At 72.3% G+C, this 16,611-nt stretch carries 17 protein-coding genes and 2 pseudogenes; 7 read left to right on the top strand and 12 right to left on the bottom strand.

From position 1 onward, the window contains the following. Positions 1–218: 218 nt before the first annotated feature. The 3 genes from JN350_RS17630 to JN350_RS17640 are packed head-to-tail and all read left to right on the top strand — an operon-like array spanning position 219 to position 2,539. Positions 219–1,226 (top strand): glycosyltransferase family 87 protein, encoded by a 1,008-nt coding sequence (locus JN350_RS17630; RefSeq protein WP_205463006.1) that lies wholly within the window; start codon positions 219–221, stop codon positions 1,224–1,226. Between the two features lie 5 nt (positions 1,227–1,231). Continuing rightward, positions 1,232–2,296: a GTP 3',8-cyclase MoaA gene (gene moaA / locus JN350_RS17635; RefSeq protein ID WP_205463007.1), complete on the top strand. Its 1,065-nt coding sequence runs from the start codon at positions 1,232–1,234 to the stop codon at positions 2,294–2,296. Between the two features lie 3 nt (positions 2,297–2,299). After that, on the top strand, positions 2,300–2,539 hold the full coding sequence (locus JN350_RS17640) for a MoaD/ThiS family protein (protein ID WP_111084689.1): 240 nt from the start codon (positions 2,300–2,302) through the stop codon (positions 2,537–2,539). A gap of 168 nt (positions 2,540–2,707) precedes the next feature. On the opposite strand, the pseudogene JN350_RS17645 reads toward JN350_RS17640, so the two are convergent. The 6 genes and pseudogenes from JN350_RS17645 to JN350_RS17670 all read right to left on the bottom strand — a co-directional run bounded on the left by JN350_RS17645 (position 2,708) and on the right by JN350_RS17670 (position 7,975). Then, positions 2,708–3,807, bottom strand: a pseudogene (locus JN350_RS17645) (calcium:cation antiporter). Positions 3,808–3,819: 12 nt separating this feature from the next. Continuing rightward, complete coding sequence (locus JN350_RS17650; RefSeq protein WP_240347411.1) at positions 3,820–4,767, bottom strand: ABC transporter ATP-binding protein; 948 nt, start codon at positions 4,765–4,767, stop codon at positions 3,820–3,822. Between the two features lie 73 nt (positions 4,768–4,840). Next, positions 4,841–5,641 (bottom strand): ABC transporter permease, encoded by an 801-nt coding sequence (locus JN350_RS17655; protein WP_205463008.1) that lies wholly within the window; start codon positions 5,639–5,641, stop codon positions 4,841–4,843. A gap of 3 nt (positions 5,642–5,644) precedes the next feature. Then, the gene (modA, locus tag JN350_RS17660) at positions 5,645–6,397 is read right to left on the bottom strand and encodes a molybdate ABC transporter substrate-binding protein (RefSeq protein ID WP_205464506.1); all 753 of its coding nucleotides are present in this window, start codon (positions 6,395–6,397) and stop codon (positions 5,645–5,647) included. A 52-nt stretch (positions 6,398–6,449) separates the two neighbouring features. Continuing rightward, a complete protein-coding gene (locus JN350_RS17665; protein ID WP_111084694.1) occupies positions 6,450–6,866 on the bottom strand; it encodes a TOBE domain-containing protein in 417 nt (138 codons plus the stop codon). A 53-nt stretch (positions 6,867–6,919) separates the two neighbouring features. Next, positions 6,920–7,975 (bottom strand): ThiF family adenylyltransferase, encoded by a 1,056-nt coding sequence (locus JN350_RS17670; protein ID WP_205463009.1) that lies wholly within the window; start codon positions 7,973–7,975, stop codon positions 6,920–6,922. 95 nt (positions 7,976–8,070) lie between these two features. Here JN350_RS17670 and JN350_RS17675 point away from each other — a divergent pair, with 95 nt between their 5' ends. Continuing rightward, positions 8,071–9,216: a glycosyltransferase family 39 protein gene (locus tag JN350_RS17675; RefSeq protein WP_205463010.1), complete on the top strand. Its 1,146-nt coding sequence runs from the start codon at positions 8,071–8,073 to the stop codon at positions 9,214–9,216. Beyond that, on the top strand, positions 9,204–9,722 hold the full coding sequence (locus tag JN350_RS17680) for a hypothetical protein (protein ID WP_205463011.1): 519 nt from the start codon (positions 9,204–9,206) through the stop codon (positions 9,720–9,722). Before JN350_RS17675 ends, JN350_RS17680 begins: the two co-directional genes overlap by 13 nt. 12 nt (positions 9,723–9,734) lie before the next feature. Here the strand turns inward: JN350_RS17680 and JN350_RS17685 are convergent, their stop codons facing one another. From JN350_RS17685 to JN350_RS17705, 5 genes are all read right to left on the bottom strand, one after another. Next, positions 9,735–10,667: a 4-(cytidine 5'-diphospho)-2-C-methyl-D-erythritol kinase gene (locus JN350_RS17685; protein WP_205463012.1), complete on the bottom strand. Its 933-nt coding sequence runs from the start codon at positions 10,665–10,667 to the stop codon at positions 9,735–9,737. A 9-nt stretch (positions 10,668–10,676) separates the two neighbouring features. Continuing rightward, positions 10,677–11,996, bottom strand: a complete 1,320-nt coding sequence (locus JN350_RS17690) for an O-acetylhomoserine aminocarboxypropyltransferase/cysteine synthase family protein (protein WP_205463013.1) — start codon at positions 11,994–11,996, stop codon at positions 10,677–10,679. Further along, the gene (locus tag JN350_RS17695; protein WP_205463014.1) at positions 11,996–13,036 is read right to left on the bottom strand and encodes an LLM class flavin-dependent oxidoreductase; all 1,041 of its coding nucleotides are present in this window, start codon (positions 13,034–13,036) and stop codon (positions 11,996–11,998) included. The genes JN350_RS17690 and JN350_RS17695 overlap by 1 nt, the downstream gene beginning before the upstream one ends. Positions 13,037–13,144: 108 nt before the next feature. Beyond that, a complete protein-coding gene (locus tag JN350_RS17700) occupies positions 13,145–14,134 on the bottom strand; it encodes an ATP-grasp domain-containing protein (protein ID WP_205463015.1) in 990 nt (329 codons plus the stop codon). 261 nt (positions 14,135–14,395) lie between these two features. After that, positions 14,396–15,238 (bottom strand): helix-turn-helix transcriptional regulator, encoded by an 843-nt coding sequence (locus tag JN350_RS17705; RefSeq protein ID WP_205463016.1) that lies wholly within the window; start codon positions 15,236–15,238, stop codon positions 14,396–14,398. 102 nt (positions 15,239–15,340) lie between these two features. Between JN350_RS17705 and JN350_RS17710 the strand changes: the two are divergent. After that, positions 15,341–15,822, top strand: a pseudogene (locus JN350_RS17710) (SDR family NAD(P)-dependent oxidoreductase); the annotation flags it as partial. 77 nt (positions 15,823–15,899) lie between these two features. After that, on the top strand, positions 15,900–16,079 hold the full coding sequence (locus tag JN350_RS19950; protein WP_240347412.1) for a hypothetical protein: 180 nt from the start codon (positions 15,900–15,902) through the stop codon (positions 16,077–16,079). 11 nt (positions 16,080–16,090) lie between these two features. On the opposite strand, the gene JN350_RS17715 is transcribed toward JN350_RS19950, so the two are convergent. After that, complete coding sequence (locus JN350_RS17715) at positions 16,091–16,378, bottom strand: hypothetical protein (protein WP_205463017.1); 288 nt, start codon at positions 16,376–16,378, stop codon at positions 16,091–16,093. Between the last annotated feature and the right edge of the window lie 233 nt (positions 16,379–16,611).

A 16,611-nucleotide genomic window follows, 5' to 3' on the forward strand; every position in this document is an offset into this window, starting at 1 on the left:
CTGCGGTTCGTGCCCGCCCGGTGGACGACCGCCGTGGTCGTGGTCGGGGCAGTGGTGGTCGGTCTCGCGGCGTTGGCCGGCCCCCGAGCACGAGCACCGACTCGGCGCGGTACGCGTGGGACGGCATCGTCCAGCATGCCGGAGCCTCACCGTACGCGCACACACCCCAGTCCACGGCACTCTCCGGGCTGCGGCCGGACTGGCTGTTCCCGGACAAGGTGAACGGCACGTGCGACGACCTCAAGCCCCGGTTCCGTGGCCTCGGCGACGGTGCGGACGGCCACTGCACCCCGATCAACCGCCCCGACGTGACGACGATCTACCCGCCGATGGCGCAGCTCTGGTTCGCCGCGGTCCGCGCCTTCGTGCCGGCGACCGCGCAGTACATGCCGTTCCAGGTCGCGGGGCTGCTGCTGTCGCTCCTCGTCACCGTCGCGCTCGTCGTGGTGCTGCGGAAGACCGGTCGCCCGACGTGGTGGGCCGCACTCTGGGCCTGGTCGCCGCTCGTGGCCTCCGAGGCCGTGACGAACTCGCACGTCGATGCCCTCGGCGCGGCGCTCGCGACCGCGGGTGCCGTGCTCGTCGCGTTCGGCCGACCGATCTGGGGCGGGATCGCGCTCGGAGCGGCCACGGCCACGAAGCTCATCCCCGCGATCGTGTACCCGCCGTTGCTCGGCCGGTGGCGTTCCTGGTGGGCGATCCCGGTCGGGATCGCCGTGTTCGGGCTGCTCTACGTGCCCTACGTGCTCACGACCGGGCTCGACGTGCTCGGGTACCTGCCCGGGTACCTGAGCGAGGAGGGCTACGAGGACGGCTCGCGCTTCGCTCTGGTGTCGATGGTCTTCCGCGGCGACGCCGCAACGGTGGTGGTCGGGCTCGCCGTGCTGCTCGCCGCCTTCGTCGCGTGGCGACTGTCCGACCCGTCGCGGCCGTGGTCCGGCGAGGTCCTGATGATCGGCGTCACCTTCCTCGCCGTGACCCCGCGCTACCCCTGGTACGCGCTGCTGCTCATCCCGTTCGTGGTGCTGTCCGGGCGGTGGGAGTGGCTGTCGATCGGGCTCGCCATCGCGCTGCGCGGGGTGTGGCCGTCGACGGACGCCTACCGGTGGTGGCTGCTCGCCGCCGTGGCCGTCATCGTGGTGGTGACGCTCCTGCGCACGAGCCGGTCGGACTGGCGACGCTGGTGGGAACGGCTGTCGTTCCGGCGCGTCGAACACGTACGCTGAGCCGCATGGCACCCGCGACCCTGCTCGGCACGACCGTGGACCCGGCGTCCGCCGGGCTCGTCGACCGCTTCGGGCGTCGTGCGATCGACCTGCGGGTGTCGCTGACCGAACGGTGCAACCTGCGCTGCACCTACTGCATGCCGGCCGCCGGGCTGCCCTTCGCCCCCGACGACGCCCTGATGACCGCCGCCGAGATCGAGCGGCTGGTCCGGATCGGGTCCTCGCGCTTCGGCGTGCGCAAGGTGCGCTTCACCGGTGGCGAGCCGATGCTCCGGCACGACCTGGTCGACGTGATCGCCCGGTGCGCCGCGCTGCCCGACGCCCCGGAACTGTCGCTCACCACGAACGCCATCGGTCTCGCCCACCGCGCCCAGGCCCTGTACGACGCCGGGCTGCGGCGCGTGAACGTGTCGCTCGACACCGTCGACCCGGACGTGTTCACCACCGTGACCCGCCGCCCGTTCCTCGACAAGGTCATCGCCGGGCTGTCCGCCGCCCACGACGCCGGCCTCGACATCAAGGTCAACGCGGTGCTGCTGCGCGGGATCAACGACGAGGCCGCGCCGGAGTTGCTGCGCTGGTGCCTCGACCGGGGCTACGAGCTGCGGTTCATCGAGCAGATGCCGCTCGACCCCGACCACGCCTGGGACCGCACCGAGATGGTGACCGCGGCCGAGACCCGGGCGATGCTGGCGTCGTCGTTCGTGCTGACGCCGGACGAGGCCCCGCGTGACGGCGCCCCGGCCGAGCGGTACCGGGTGCACGCACGCGACCACGCCGCTGCGTCGGGCATCGGCGTGCTGCTCGGCACCGTCGGGATCATCGCGAGCATCACCGAGTCCTTCTGCGCCGACTGCACCCGCACCCGGTTGACCGCCGACGGCAACGTCCGGAGCTGCCTGTTCTCCGACGCGGAGACCGACGTCCTCGGGCCGATGCGCGCCGGGGTCTCCGACGACGAGGTGACCGAGCTGTGGCGCCGGGCGATGTGGGCGAAGCCGCGCGACCACGGCGACGACAGCGACGAGCTCGTGCACCCGACGCGCGGCATGAGCGCGATCGGCGGCTGAGACATGACCACGATCCGGTTCTTCGCCGCTGCCCGTGCGGCGGTCGGTGCGGACACGCTCACCACCGCGGCCGGCACTCTCGACGAGGCGCTGCGCGAGGTCACCGCCACCGACCCGTCGCGCTGGAGTGCGCTGCAGGAGCGGTGCTCGTACCTGGTCGACGGCGTGACGACCCGCGACCGGGCCACCGCGCTCGATGGGGTCGCGGTCGTCGACGTCATGCCCCCGTTCGCCGGCGGCTGAGCGGCCCCCGCTCGTTCTTTCCCAGAGCGCCCGCGATGCCTGGTGTTTCCGGGCGTACCGGGGCAGAACTTCCGACCAGGTACGCCCGATCCGGCCAGGTACGCCGCCCGCCCGCCGCCGCCCGGCCGCCGCCCGGCCGCCCGGCCGCCCGCCCGGCGGCCGCCGCCCCTACGGCGAGACGGACAGCACGATGAACGCGGCGAAGATCACCAGGTGCACCCCGCCCTGCAGTCGCGTCGCCCGACCCGGCAGCACGGTGAGCACCGCCGCGACGATCGTCAACGCGAGCAGCACGATCTGACTCGGCCCGAGCCCGAGCAGCAGCGTGCCCGGCATGAACAGCGACGCCACCGCGATGGAGGGATCGTCAGACCGATCGACGCCATCGCCGACCCCATGGCCAGGTTCAGGCTCGTCTGGATCCGGTTGCGGGCGGCGGCCTTCGACGCCGCGATGCCCTCGGGCAGCAGGATGAGCAGGGCGATCACGACGCCGACGAACGACGGCGGGAACCCGACCGCGGCGACACCGGCCTCGATCGCCGGCGACTCGACCTTGGCGAGCCCGACGACGGCGACGAGCGCGACGACGAGCAGAGCGAGCGAGGTCATCGTCGCGCGTCCGGTCGGCCGGGCGGCGTGGGCGTCCTCGGACTCCGTGAGCACGCCGCCGGAGCGGTTGACCGGCAGGAAGAAGTCGCGGTGGGCCACGGTCTGCGTCACGACGAACAGCCCGTAGAGCACGATCGACGCCACCGCGACGAAGACGAGCTGCGTCCCGGTGAAGGACGCGTCGTCGGTGCCGGTGGTGAACGTCGGCAGCACCAGGGTCAGGACGGCGAGCGCGGCCACGGTCATCGTCGCGGCACTCGCGCCCTCCTGGTTGAACCGGACGGTGTTGTGCCGGAGCGTCCCGATCAGGATCGCGAGGCCGACCAACCCGTTCATCGTGATCATCACGGCCGAGAACACCGTGTCACGCGCCAGGGTCTCGGCCTGAGCACCACCGGAGCTCGACAACGAGATGATCAGCGCGACCTCGATGATCGTGACCGCGACGGCGAGCACGAGTGAGCCGAAGGGTTCCCCGACCCGGTGTGCGACGACCTCGGCGTGGTGCACCGCCGCGAGCACGGTGGCGGCGAGCACGACCGCGACGATCGCCACGACCACGGTGCCGAGTCCGTAGCGGCCGTACGAGAACGCGAGCACGACGGCCGCCAGGATCGGGATGGCCACGGGCCACGCCTTGGGGAACCAGGAGGTCATCCGTCCATTGTCTCAACCGCGCGGCGCGTACACCGCCAGTTCCGAGGCCGGGACGTGCACGCGGACTGCGTCGCCGGGTCCGATCCCGAGTGCCGTGACGCGCGACAGGGTCAGGTCGGCGACCAGGTCACCGGCGCGCACCCGCACCAGACCGTCGCGCGGTTCGAGCGACGTGACGGTGCGCTCCGGTCCGGAGCCGTCCCGCGTGAGCACCGCGGCCGTCGGGTGGAAGGCGCCCAGGGCGGGCCGACCGGGAGGCACGGCGTGCGTCCCCGACGCCAGCTCGCCCCCGCCGTCGGTCGCGATCCCACCCGCGGTGGCGGTCCCGCGCACCAGCGCGAGTCCGGAGAACGCCGCCGCGAAGGCACTCGTGGGCCGTCCGAGCACGGCCGTGGGAGTGCCGTCCTCGACGACCCGGCCGTGCTCGACGACGACGACCCGGTCGGCCAGGGCGACGACCTCGACCGGGTCGTGCGTGACCAGGACGCTCGGGCGCCCGCCGATCGCGGTCCGGAGGGCGGCACGGACCTCGTCGCGTGCGGCGACGTCGAGCGCCGACGTCGGTTCGTCGAGCAGCAGGACCGCCGGGTCGGTGGCGAGCGCCCGGGCGATGGCGACGCGTTGTGCCTGGCCGCCGGACAGCGCGTCGGGGCTCCGTCCCGCCAGGTCGTCGATGCCGACGTCCGCCAGGGCACGGAGCGCGCGAGCACGGGCCGCTGATCGTCGGACGCCGGCTGCCCGCGGGCCGAACGCCACGTTGCCGATCACGTCGAGGAACGGGAACAGGTCGGGCCGCTGGGCGACGAGTCCGATGCGGCGGCGGTGGGCGGGGACGGTTCGCCGCCGGTCCGACACGACGGTGCCGCCGAGGGCCACCTGTCCGGCGTCGATCGGCAGCAGGCCGGCGAGGGCCTCGACCACGGTGGACTTGCCCGCGCCGTTCGGCCCGATGACGGCCACGCACTCCCCGTCGCGACCTCGAGGGCGACGTCGACCCCTCGTCGCTCGACGACGATCCGCGCGGTGACCCCGGTCACGCTGCCACGCCCCGGGTCCGGAGCGACGAGGCGCCGATGACCACGACGGCGACCACGACGAGCACGACGGCCAGTGCCACGGCCGTGTCCGGGTCGACCTCGCGCTGCAGGTAGATCTCCAGCGGCAGGGTCCGGGTGACCCCCTGCAGGCTGCCCGCGAAGGTCAGGGTCGCGCCGAACTCGCCGAGCGCTCGCGCGAAGCAGAGCACCAGCCCGGAGACGATGCCGGGCAGGACCCTCGGGGTCGTGACGGTGAGGAACGTGCGGGTGGGACCGGCACCGAGGGTCGCGGCGGCCCGCTCGTACCGGTCCCCCTCGACGCGGAGCGCGCCCTCGATCGAGGACACCAGGAACGGCATGGCGACGAACGTCTGCGCGATGACGACCGCTGTCGTGGTGAACGCGATGTGCAGGCCGTGGTCGTCGAGGAACGCGCCGATCACGCCGAGGCGACCGAACGCCGCCAGCAGCGCGAGTCCGCCGACGACGGGCGGCAGCACGAGCGGGAGCAGGACGACGGCGCGGGCGATCCCCACCCACCGTGATCGGGACCGGGCGAACAGCACGGCGAGCGGGTAGCCGAGCACGAACGCGACGGCCGTGGCGGTCAGGGCGGTGCCGAGGCTGAGCCCGAGGGCAGTCAGCGATGCCGTCGAGGTGACGAGGGCGACGAACGACGACCAGTCGACCCGACCGAGCATCGCGAGCACGGGGACGACGACGAACAGGCCGCCCAGCACCGCGGGCAGCGGGAGCCACCAGGCGACCGGTGGCCGTCCGTCAGCCCGCGAGGCCACGGGTCACGGCTTCCCGAACCCGGCGGCGGTGAGTACCTTCTGGCCGGTGTCGGACCGGACGTAGTCGGAGAACGCCTGCGCGAGCTCCGGGTCCTCGGACTCCTCGAGCACGCCGATCGGGTACGTGTTGACGGCTCCGCTCGACTCGTCGAACGGGACACCGTCGACCTTGCCGTCGGCACCCTGCACGTCGGTCACGTAGACCAGTCCGGCGTCGGCCTGACCGGACTCGACCTTGCCGAGCACGTCGGTGACGGACTGCTCCTCGCTGACGGGCTGCAGGTCGACGCCGGAGGCGGACTCGACCTTCGCCGTCGCGGCACCGCACGGCACCGGGGCCGCGCACGTGACGAGCTGGACGCCGGAGCCGGTCAGGTCGTCGAGGCTCGTGATGCCCTTCGGATTGCCCGGCGCGACGGCGATCTCGAGCACGTTCGTCGCGAAGTCCCGCGGCGATCCGCTCGCCAGGTCGGTCGACGACAGCTTCGCCATGTTCGCCTCGTCGGCGGACGCGAACACGTCGGCGGGGGCACCGTTCTGGATCTGGGTGACGAGGTCGCTCGACCCCGCGAACGAGAACTCGATCGAGGTGCCCGGGTGGGCGGTCTCGAACTGCTTGCCGAGTGCGGTGAAGGTCTTCTGGAGCGACGCGGCGGCGAAGACGGTGATCGAACCCGACACGGCTGCGTCCCCGCTCGACGACGAGGACGGCGACGACGACCCCGCCGGAGCGTCAGCGGTGGAACACGACGCCAGGCCGAGCGCCGCGACGACGGCGAGGGCACGAGCAGCGAGCGGGAACGACGGGTCATCGGGGGTCCTCCTGGTGGGTGGGCGCCTCGACGGTGACCATCGTGGCCTTGACGGACGCCACGGCGACGGACCCGACCTCGAGCCCGAGGTCGCGCACCGCCTCGGCGCTCATGAGCGAGACCACGCGGTGCGGGCCGCACTGCAGCTCGACCTGCGCCATCACGGTGTCGACGACCAGGTCGGTGACGATGCCGACGAAGCGGTTCCGTGCCGAACTCTTCACACCGGTGTCCGGGGCGGCCAGCTCGGTGCTCCGCGCCCGGGCGTACTCGGCCACCTGCCGACCGTCGACGACGGCGCGACCGGCGTCGTCGGTGGCCCGGTCGAAGGTCCCCCCGTCGACGAGTCGGCGCACGGTGTCATCACTGACCCCGAGGAAGGCAGCAGCGTCGCGTATCCGCAGTTGCGTCATGATGCGACGATCCTAGCCGCGGAAGCGGCGCTCTGGACCCGATCCGTGTCGGATCAGGACATGCGCCCGATCGCCGCGGGCAACCCTTCGCGGCGCCAGGCCTCGAACCCGCCGTCGAGGACCACCACGTGCCTCCAGGCCGGTTGGGCGGCAGCCCACGCGTCCGCACGCGGACCACGGGCGCAGTAGACGACCACGTCCGCCGCGTCGGTGTCGTCGGTGACGGCTCCGGCGACCACGCCGTCCACCCGTTCGGCGTCGGTGCGCACGTCGACGACGACCACCGGATCCGCGGGGTCGGCCAGGCGCGCGGCGAGTGCGGACGGGGCGATGCGCTCGGTCCGGGACGGAGCGACCGCGACGGGACGGCGTGATGCCGGCCCGCGCCGGACGGTGCTCTCGCTCCACCGCCAGCGGCGTGCATCGACGGTCAGGACGCGTCCGAGCAGCGGTTCGCCGGTGCCGGTGACCAGGGCCAGTACCTGTCCGGCCATCACCGCTCCGACGGCGCCGCACAGTGCCGGGACGACGCCGTCGAGGGCGCAGGAGCCCTCGTCCGGCAGGGCTTCGGGGTGCAGGTCGTGGAAGTCGACGCCGTCCGGTCCGGCGTCGCGGAAGACGCTGACCTGTCCGTCGTGGCCGAGCACGGTGCCCCAGACGAACGGTACGCCGGCGTCGGCGCAGGCGTCCGAGACGGCCCGGGTGACCAGGACGGCGTCCGCCGCGTCGACGACCACGTCGTGCCCCGCGACGAGCTCCGGGGTGAAGGACCCGACCACGGCGACCGCGTCGAGTTCCGGGTCGACGGCGCGGGCGCGGGCGACGGCGACCTCGGCCTTCGACGATCCGACGTCGACCGCCGTGAAGAGCGTCTGACGCGCGAGGTTCGACGCGTCGACCACGTCGGGGTCGACGACCGTGAGCCGTCCGACCCCGGCGAGGTACGCGACCACGGGAGCCCCGAGGCCGCCGGCCCCGACCACCAGGACGCGTGAAGCGGCCAGCCGCCGGAGCCCGACGGCGCCGACGTCGGACAGGGCAGCGGTCCGCGAGCCGAGCCGTGTCCGCCACGGGGAGAGTGCTGCGACCGGGGCGACGAGGGGGTCCATCCCGTCATTCTCGCCGGTCGCGCCGAATCCCTGCATGTGAAAGCTCAGCGGAGGATCGCGGCAGATGCTCAGAGCCGCTCGGTACGGTCTCGGACGTGAGCTCTCCCCGCACCGGCACCGTGACCGTCCGACGCCCGACGTCGGACACCTCGGTACGCGCCCGGTCGCGGGCACTCGCGCTGACGGCCGTCCATGCCCTCGCGCGCACGCCGGAGATCACCATCGGCGCGCTCGGTGTCGTCGTCGCCGCGGCCTTCACGTGGGTGCCGTCGGTCTGGTACGACGAGGCCGCCACGGTGACGAGTGCACAGCGCAGTTGGCCTGCCCTCTGGGCGGAACTGCAGAACGTCGACGCCGTGCACGGTCTGTACTACGCGCTCATGCACGTCTGGTTCGCCCTGGTCGGCTACACCCCGTTCACCCTCCGCTTCCCCAGTGCCCTGGCGATCGGGGTCGCCGCCGCGCTCGTGGTGGCGCTCGGGCGGCGGCTCGGTGGCGTCCGGTTGGGAGTCGTCTCCGGTCTGGTCTTCCTGCTGCTGCCCCGCGTCGCCTGGGCCGGTACCGAGGGCCGCCCGTACGCGACCGTCACCACGTTCGCCGCGCTGCTCACGCTCGTCGGCCTGACCGCGGTCCGTCGCACCCGGGTCCGGCACCACGCGACGCGGTGGTGGGTCGCCTACGGCGTGCTCGCGGCCGTGGCCGTCCTGTTCAACGTCTACCTGTCCCTCGCCGTGGTGGCGCACGGCGTCGTGCTCGCCTGGACCGCTGCGGCCGACCGGGCGGCCCGTCGACAGGCCGCGGTCACCGAGCGCACCGGCACCGTCCGTTCGGCGATGGTCGACCGTGCCGTCGTCGTCCGCTGGGCAGTCGCCGCCGCGGCCGCAGCCGTGGTCGTCCTGCCGTTCATCGGGCTCGCGGCCGGTCAGGCCAAGCAGGTCGGCTGGATCACCGGCATCGGGTGGGCCACCCTACGGCAGGTGTTCGCGACGGCCTGGTTCGGCGTCGTCTACCCGTACGCGACCCTCGGCTGGGTGCTCATGATCGTCGCCGTCGTGCTGACGGTGCGCGCGGCCCGACGCCCGTCGCCGGCAGCCCGCGACCTGCTCCGCATGCAGGCCGTCCGGGTCGCCGTGCCCTTGACGATCCTGCCCACCGCACTGCTGGTCGCCGCGACCGCCGCCGGCGAGCACCTGTACTCCCCAAGTACGCGAGCATCAGCCTGCCGTTCGTGGCGCTCCTGATCGGACTGGCGATCACGGCCATCCGCCCGCGACGCTGGATCGCGATGGCCGTCGTCGCCATGGTCCTGGTGTCCGTACCGACGTCGACGATCGTGCGACTGCCGCACGCCAAGCAGTCCTCGCACTGGGCGAACGCCGCGGCGGTGATCGAGCGCGAGCGCAACTGGGCGACCGACTCCGACGAAGGTGTCATCTACGGCAGCGTGTACGGGCACCCCACCACGACCGCGCAGGTCATCGCCGACGCCTACCCCGAGGCCTTCACCGGCATGCGGGACCTCGCCGTCACGAGCACGGGAGCCGAACGCGGCCAGCTCTGGAACACGAACGGCGACATCGCCACGACGGTGCCCGCTCGCCTGGACGACATCGACACCGTGTGGTTCGTCGGTGCGACGTCGCGGAACATCCGCCCGCAGGTGTCCGAGACGCTGAAGGCCCAGGGGTTCCACGTCGTGCGCTGGTGGCACGAGGACACGGTCATCCTCTGGAAGTACAGCCGCTGACCGTCAGGACGGTCAGTGCACGACGCGGGCGCCGTGCACTGGACCGGTGGCACGGAGCGCGACCAGCCCGGCGGCGCTGAGTTCGACCTGCAGTTCGAGCGCGGCGTCGCGGTCGCCGACGAGGAACGCCACCGTCGGACCGCTGCCCGACACCAGACCCGCGAGCGCTCCGGCCTTCTCGCCGACTTCGAGGGTCGACGCGAGACCGGGCTGCAGCCGCATGGCCGGGGCCTGCAGGTCGTTGTGGACGCAGTCGGCGAGCAGGTCGGGGTCGCCGGCGCGCAGCGCCTGCAGCACGTTCGACTCCACCACGGGGTGGGACGGCGCCGGTGCGATGTCGGCGCGGTAGCGCTCCCGGTGCTCGTCGAGCGCACGGTAGACCGCCGGGGTCGACAGGCCGTCGTCGCTCAACGCGAGGACCCAGTGGAACTCGCCCTTCGCCAGCGCGGGGCTCAGTTCGTCGCCGCGCCCGGTGCCCACGGCCGTGCCCCCGGCGAAGGCGAACGGCACGTCCGCGCCGAGCTGTGCGGCGAGACGGAGCAGTTCTTCGCGCCCGAGGGCGGTGCCCCAGAGCGTGTCCACGGCGAGCAGCGTGGCCGCGGCGTCCGCCGAGCCCCCACCCATGCCGCCGGCCACCGGCACCTGCTTGTCGATCGTCAACCGGACCCCACCCCGGTGCCCCGCGGCGTCGGCCACGAGCCGGGCCGCACGGATCGCCAGGTTCGACTCGTCGACCGGCACGTTCGACGTGTCGATCGGACCGGTGAACGTCACCGAGAAGTCGTCGGCGTGCTCGGCCGTGACGTCCTCGTACAGCGACACGGCCTGGTACGCGGTCGCCACGTCGTGGTAGCCGTCGTCCTGCAGCGCACCGACGGACAGGAACACGTTGATCTTGCCGGGGGCGCGCGTCCGCACGCGGGTCGGGGCGGCCAACGTGGTCATGCCCCCAACCTATCCCGCTGCGGCTGCCGCGAAGCCCCGCGCCAGGTCGGCGAGGACGTCGTCGATGTGCTCGAGGCCGATCGACAGCCGGATGAGCCCGTCGCCCACACCTGCAGCGGCGCGCTCCGACGACGTCATCTGCACGTGGGTCGTCGACGCCGGGTGCACGACGAGCGACCGGACGTCACCGATGTTCGACACGTGGTCGAACAGCTCGAGGGCGGCCACGAACCGCCGTCCGGCCTCGACCCCGCCGTCCAGGTCGAACGCCAGGACCGCCGACGGCCCCTTCGGCACGTAGCGCTGTTGCAGGTGGTGCCACGGCGACGACGGCAGCCCCGCGTAGTGCACGCCGAGCACCTGGTCGTGCGCGTCCAGCCACGACGCGACGGCGGCCGCGTTCGACACGTGCCGGTCCATACGAAGGGACAGCGTCTGGATGCCCTGCAACACCAGGAAGGCGTTGAACGGCGCGATCGCCGGACCGAGGTCGGCGGAGAGCTTCGACCGAGTGCGCTGGATGAATGCTCGCCGCCCGAACTTCGACGCGAAGTCCGTGTTCGCGAACCCGGACTGCTCGGTGGTCGCGAGCTGCGGGAACCGGTCGGCGTGGGCCGCCCAGTCGAAGTTGCCGCTGTCGACGATGAGCCCGGCGATGGCGCTGCCATGACCGGCCAGGTACTTCGTCGCCGAGTGCACGACGATGTCCGCACCGTGCTCGATCGGACGGACCAGGTACGGCGTCGCGATGGTGTTGTCGACGATGAGCGGGACGCCGGCGTCGTGCGCGACCCCGGCCACCCCCGCGAAGTCCAGGACGTCACCGCGCGGGTTCGGGATCGACTCCCCGAAGAACGCCTTCGTCTCCGGACGCACCGCGGCCGCCCACTCGTCCAGGTCCGTGGGGTCCTGCACGAAGGTGAACGCGATGCCGAGGTCGTGCAGCGTCGACGCGAACAGCGTGTACGTCGCGCCGTACAGCGAGGCACTCGACACGACGTGGTCACCGGCCCGGGCGACGCCGAGGACGGCCAACGAGGTGGCCGCCTGGCCGGACGCCAGGGCGAGCGCACCGACGCCGCCCTCGAGGTCCGCGATGCGCCGCTCGAGCGCGGCCGCCGACGGGTTGTTCACACGCGAGTACGTGTGCCCCGGGGCGTTGAGCATGAAGCGGTCCGCCGCGTCCTCACCGGACGGGTAGACGAAGGCCGCGGTCTGGGCGATCGGCGGGACGTTGCCACCGAACCCCGGATCGGCCTTGAAGCCCGCACGGATCTGCCGGGTCTCGAACGCCCATCCGTCCTCGGCGCTGGTCTCCGCGTCCCCCATCAGGACTGCGCCCCGACGGACGGGCGGACGAGCGGGATGACCTGTTCGCCGAAGCGGTCCATCTCCTCGAGCTGCGGCGAGAACTGCAGCAGCAGCGTGTCCACCCCGGCGTCCTCGAACTCCTTGATCCGGGCAGCGACCTGCGCCGGCGTGCCGACGAATCCGGGGCGCAGGCCGCGGTTCGACACCGAGTAGTCCTCGAGCGAGGGGACGTGCTCGAGCTGCGACTTCGAGATGAAGTCCTGGTACGACTCGTAGGCGTTGCCGTGCTGCACGTCGGTGATCCGCGCGAGCTCGGCCTGTGCCTCTTCCTCGGTCTCGCGGACGATGACGTACGCGGCCATGCCGAACGCCTCGAACGGCGGCAGCCCGGCGTCGACGCGGCGCTGCTTCATCTCGGCGATCTTCGTGCGGAGTTCTTCGACCGTGCCGCCGTGGGTCACGTAGGCGTCGGCGTACCCGGTGATCGCGGCCTTGCCGGCCTCGCTCTCGCCGCCGGCGTAGATGCGGGGCGTCACGCGCGGCTTCGGCTCGAGGTGGGCGTTCTGGACGTCGTAGTACTCGCCCGAGAACGAGTACGGCGTCTCCCGCCACATCCCCTTCATGACCTCGACGAACTCCGCCGTCCGCTTGTAGCGGTCGTCGTGCTCCGAGAAGATGCCGCCGTACTGCTTGGCCTCCTCCGCCCACCACGCGCTCACCACGTTGAACGTGAAGCGGCCGCACGAGATGTCGTCGATCGTCGCCGCCTGCTTCGCCGTCACCGCGGGCAGGTGGTAGCCCGGGCGCATCGCCGCCATGATCTCGAGCCGCTCGGTCGTCGCCGCGATCGCCGCCGCGAGCGACCAGGCCTCGAGCGACGGCGCCGCCGTGCCCTTGATGTCGTTGAGGTTGAGCTCCGGCACCAGCGTCAGGTCGAAGCCGATGCGCTCGGCGCGCTGCGCCAGGCGCTTCACGTAGTCGAAGGTGACCGGCATGTGCTCGTTCTCGACGTTGCGCAGCCAGCCGCCGAAGAGCGGGGTCCAGTATCCGAATCGCACGGGGTGGGTTCCTTGGGGAGGTGGGGAGTGCCCGGGAAGGGGCGCGGAACGGACTGGAGGCGCGGGGCGGGCCCGCCACGGGCCTCCAGACCGGTGGTTCTTGCGTGCTCAGGCCGTGAGTTGCGCCGCGTACTGCGTCTCCAGCAGGCCGCCGAGGTAGCGCGCGATGGAACGCGGGCCGGAGGCCGGCGCGGACTCCTCGACGGCGGGGTTGTAGTTCGTGTTCGTGTTGATGTCGTAGACGACCGTGCGGCCGTCGGTGGTCTCCATGAACTCGACGCCCGCGATCGTGATGCGCTGGTCGGCGAGGAACGTGCGGAGCTGCTGGACGAGCGGGTGCTCGGCGGTGACCTCGGTCCGGACGCTGAACGCGCTCGGCTGTTCGGCTCCCGGCACGTCACAGACTGCTCCAGCGATCACCTGGGGGACCTCGCACGCGTCGGCCGGGCACAGCTCGAAGCTGCCGGCGCTCGTGTCGACGCGGACGGCGTACACGAACTCGCCGCCGACGAACTCGACGCGGGTGATGAAGGGCTCACGGGCCGTCAGGAACTCCTGCAGCAGCGTGATGCCGTCGACCGGCGCCTCGAACTCCGGGGAGTCGACGTAGGCGTCGAACTCGGCGAGCGAGTCGAACCGGCGGACGCCCAGGCCCTTGCCGCCCTGGTTGTGCTTCGTGATGAACGGGACGTCCTGGCCGTTCGTGAAGTCCCGTGCCGCCTGCTTGAGCGTCGTCGTGCCGAACACGGCGGTGGTGCGGGGCACGTCGAACCCGGCGTCCTGCAGCAGCCCGTGCTGGGCCACCTTGGAGACCTCGAGCTCGAGCACGTGGCTGCCGCCGACGACCTGGCGACCCGCTCGTTCGAGCCAGCCGAGGACCGCGCGGGTGTACTCCTTGCTGTGCTCGTGGCCGCGGGTGTGGCTCGACGCCGACATGCGGGACCAGTACACACCGGGCTCCGGCTCGGCACCGAGGTCGATCTGTCCCTCGGTCAGCAGGATCTCCTGCACCGGGACGCCCTCGGCCTCGAAGGCTGCGGCGAGCGGCGGGAACCACTCGGGGTTCTCGTGGATGACGTACACGCGGGGAGTGCTCACCCGCCCACCCTAGGCACGGTATACCGCACGCGGCCAAGTGTGTGACGCGCGGTTGCTTCGTGTGGTGGGGTCGGGAGGGGGAGCGAGAGCCGGGGTCCGGGTCGCACGGTGCGCGCTTGTCCGGCCGGTGCGAGGTTGATCGCTCGGTGGCGGGATGAAGCGCGGCACCGAGCGGCCAACGGCGCACGGGACCATCGACCTCGCACCGTGGGGGCTCGACCAACCTCGCACGAGCCGGGCGGACCCGCACCGTGCGCGGCGTCAGTGCGCGAACGCCTGCTGGCCGACGACGCCGAGGAGCTCGAGCTTCTGCGCATCCTCGGACCCTGGGGGTGCGGTGAAGAGCAGCAGCGCCTGCGCCTGGTCGTCGGTGTGCAGGACCTGGCAGTCGACGGTGATCCGGCCGAGCGCAGGCTGCACGATCGTCTTGTTGTCGGACCAGCGGCTCGTCACTTCGTGCAGTGCCCAGAGCTCGCGGAACTCGGGGCTGCGGGTCGCGAGCTCGGCGATGAGCTCGGTGGCCCGACGGTCCCCCGGTCCGGCCAGCCCCACCGCCGCCCGCAGCGACGCCACCACGACCCGGGCCAGTCGCTCGTGTTGCTCCGGCGCGTACTTCGCCAGCTCGTCGCCGGTCACGAACCACCGCCATGCCTGGTAGCGCTCGTTGCCGGGCAGGTCGACGGACGACCCGAGCAGCGCCGCGGCGAGCCGGTTCTCGACCAGCGTCTCGCCCAGGTGACTGACCACGATCGCGGGGGTGTCCTCGAGGCGGTCGAGCACCCGCAGGATCGCGGGGTCGACGTGGTCGGCACGGTGCATCCGGGTCGGGGCGTTCTGCCCGGCGAGGTGGAACAGGTGGTCGCGCTCGTCGAGACTGCAGCGGAGCGCCCGGGCGATCGCGGCGATCATCTGCTCCGACGGCTGCGGCCCACGCTGCTGCTCGAGGCGCGTGTAGTAGTCGACCGACATGCCCGCGAGCGCAGCGACCTCTTCGCGCCGGAGACCAGGCGTCCGGCGTCGTGGTCCCTGGCCGAGGCCGACGTCCTCGGGGCGCAGCAGTTCGCGGCGACGGCGGAGGAAGTCGGCGAGTGCAGCGCGGTCCATGGTCCCGATTGTCGTCCGGTTCCCGCCGCTGTGCCAGGGATCGCCGATCCCCCGATGACCGAGGTCTGGCAGGGCCGTCGAAGACGGCGCATGGTGGTGGACATGGACATCACGAACTCCACCGTCTTCATCCCCGGCGCGACCTCCGGCATCGGCCTCGCCCTGGCCCAGCGCCTGCAGGCCGCGGGCAGCACCGTCGTCATCGGCGGGCGTCGTCAGTCGCTGCTCGACTCGCTCGCCGCCGAGCACGGCTTCGGCACCGTGCAGATCGACGTCAGCGATGCGGCCTCGATCGAGGCCGCTGCCGCCTCGGTCCTCGAGACCCACCCGTCCTTGGACACCCTCGTCACCATGTCGGGGATCATGCGCAACGAGGACCTGCGCTCCCCGACCACATCCACGACGCGCTCGAGATCATCCAGACCAACCTGGTCGGCACGATCCGCCTCATCGACGCGTTCCTGCCGCACCTGCTGACGCAGCCCGCCTCGACCATCGTCACGGTGTCGTCCGGCCTCGCGTTCGTCCCGCTCACCGCGACGCCGACGTACAACGCCACGAAAGCCGGCGTCCACTCGTACACGCAGTCGCTCCGTCAGCAGCTGCTCGGGACCCCGGTGTCGGTGCTCGAGCTCGCTCCCCGGCGGTGTCGACCGACCTGATGGGCGGAGCTGACTTCGGCGGTATGCCCCTCGACGCCTTCGCCGACGAGGTCCTCGCGCTGCTGGAGTCGGGGGCATCGCCCGAGATCCTGGTGCAGAACGTGCTGCCGCTCCGGTTCGCCGAGCGCGACGGCACGCACCAGCAGGTCTTCGAGGCGATGGCGTCGCGCGCGCACTGACCCGCGGCACGTCAGTCGGCCGCGCCCTCGCCCAGCTCGTCGCGAGCGATCCGGCGGTCGAGGGCGCGGTTCAGCACGGGGAGACCCGTCGCGATCACCGCTCCGCCGAGCGCCCAACCGACCGGCACCTGGTGCCAGCGGGTGATCGCGTAGATCGCGGTGAACACCGTCACCGTCAGCGCTGTGCGCAGGAGCCGGTGCACGCGGTCGCGGTGCACGCGCGGCACGGAGTCGACCGCCGTCGTGTCCGGTTCATCGGTGTCCGGCCCGTCGTCCAGGTACGCGAAGGCGACCCCCACACGACGATGCTCAGGCCGAGCACCACCGCGACCCACGCCCCGTCGCTGGACGGATCGCGGACGACGACCGACGCTGCGAAGCAACCGATGGCGAGCCCGCCGAGCACGGCGATGATCGTGATCCAGCGGGGGAGGGTGATGCGAGGCACTCACCGATCGTAGGGCCGAGGCGACCGTGCGCGCGGTCCCCCGTTCGCGGCGTCTGGGTCCGGCGAGCAGCTGCTGCAGTTCGG

It is taken from the genome of Curtobacterium sp. 24E2 (assembly GCF_016925595.1).
GTDB lineage: Bacteria > Actinomycetota > Actinomycetes > Actinomycetales > Microbacteriaceae > Curtobacterium.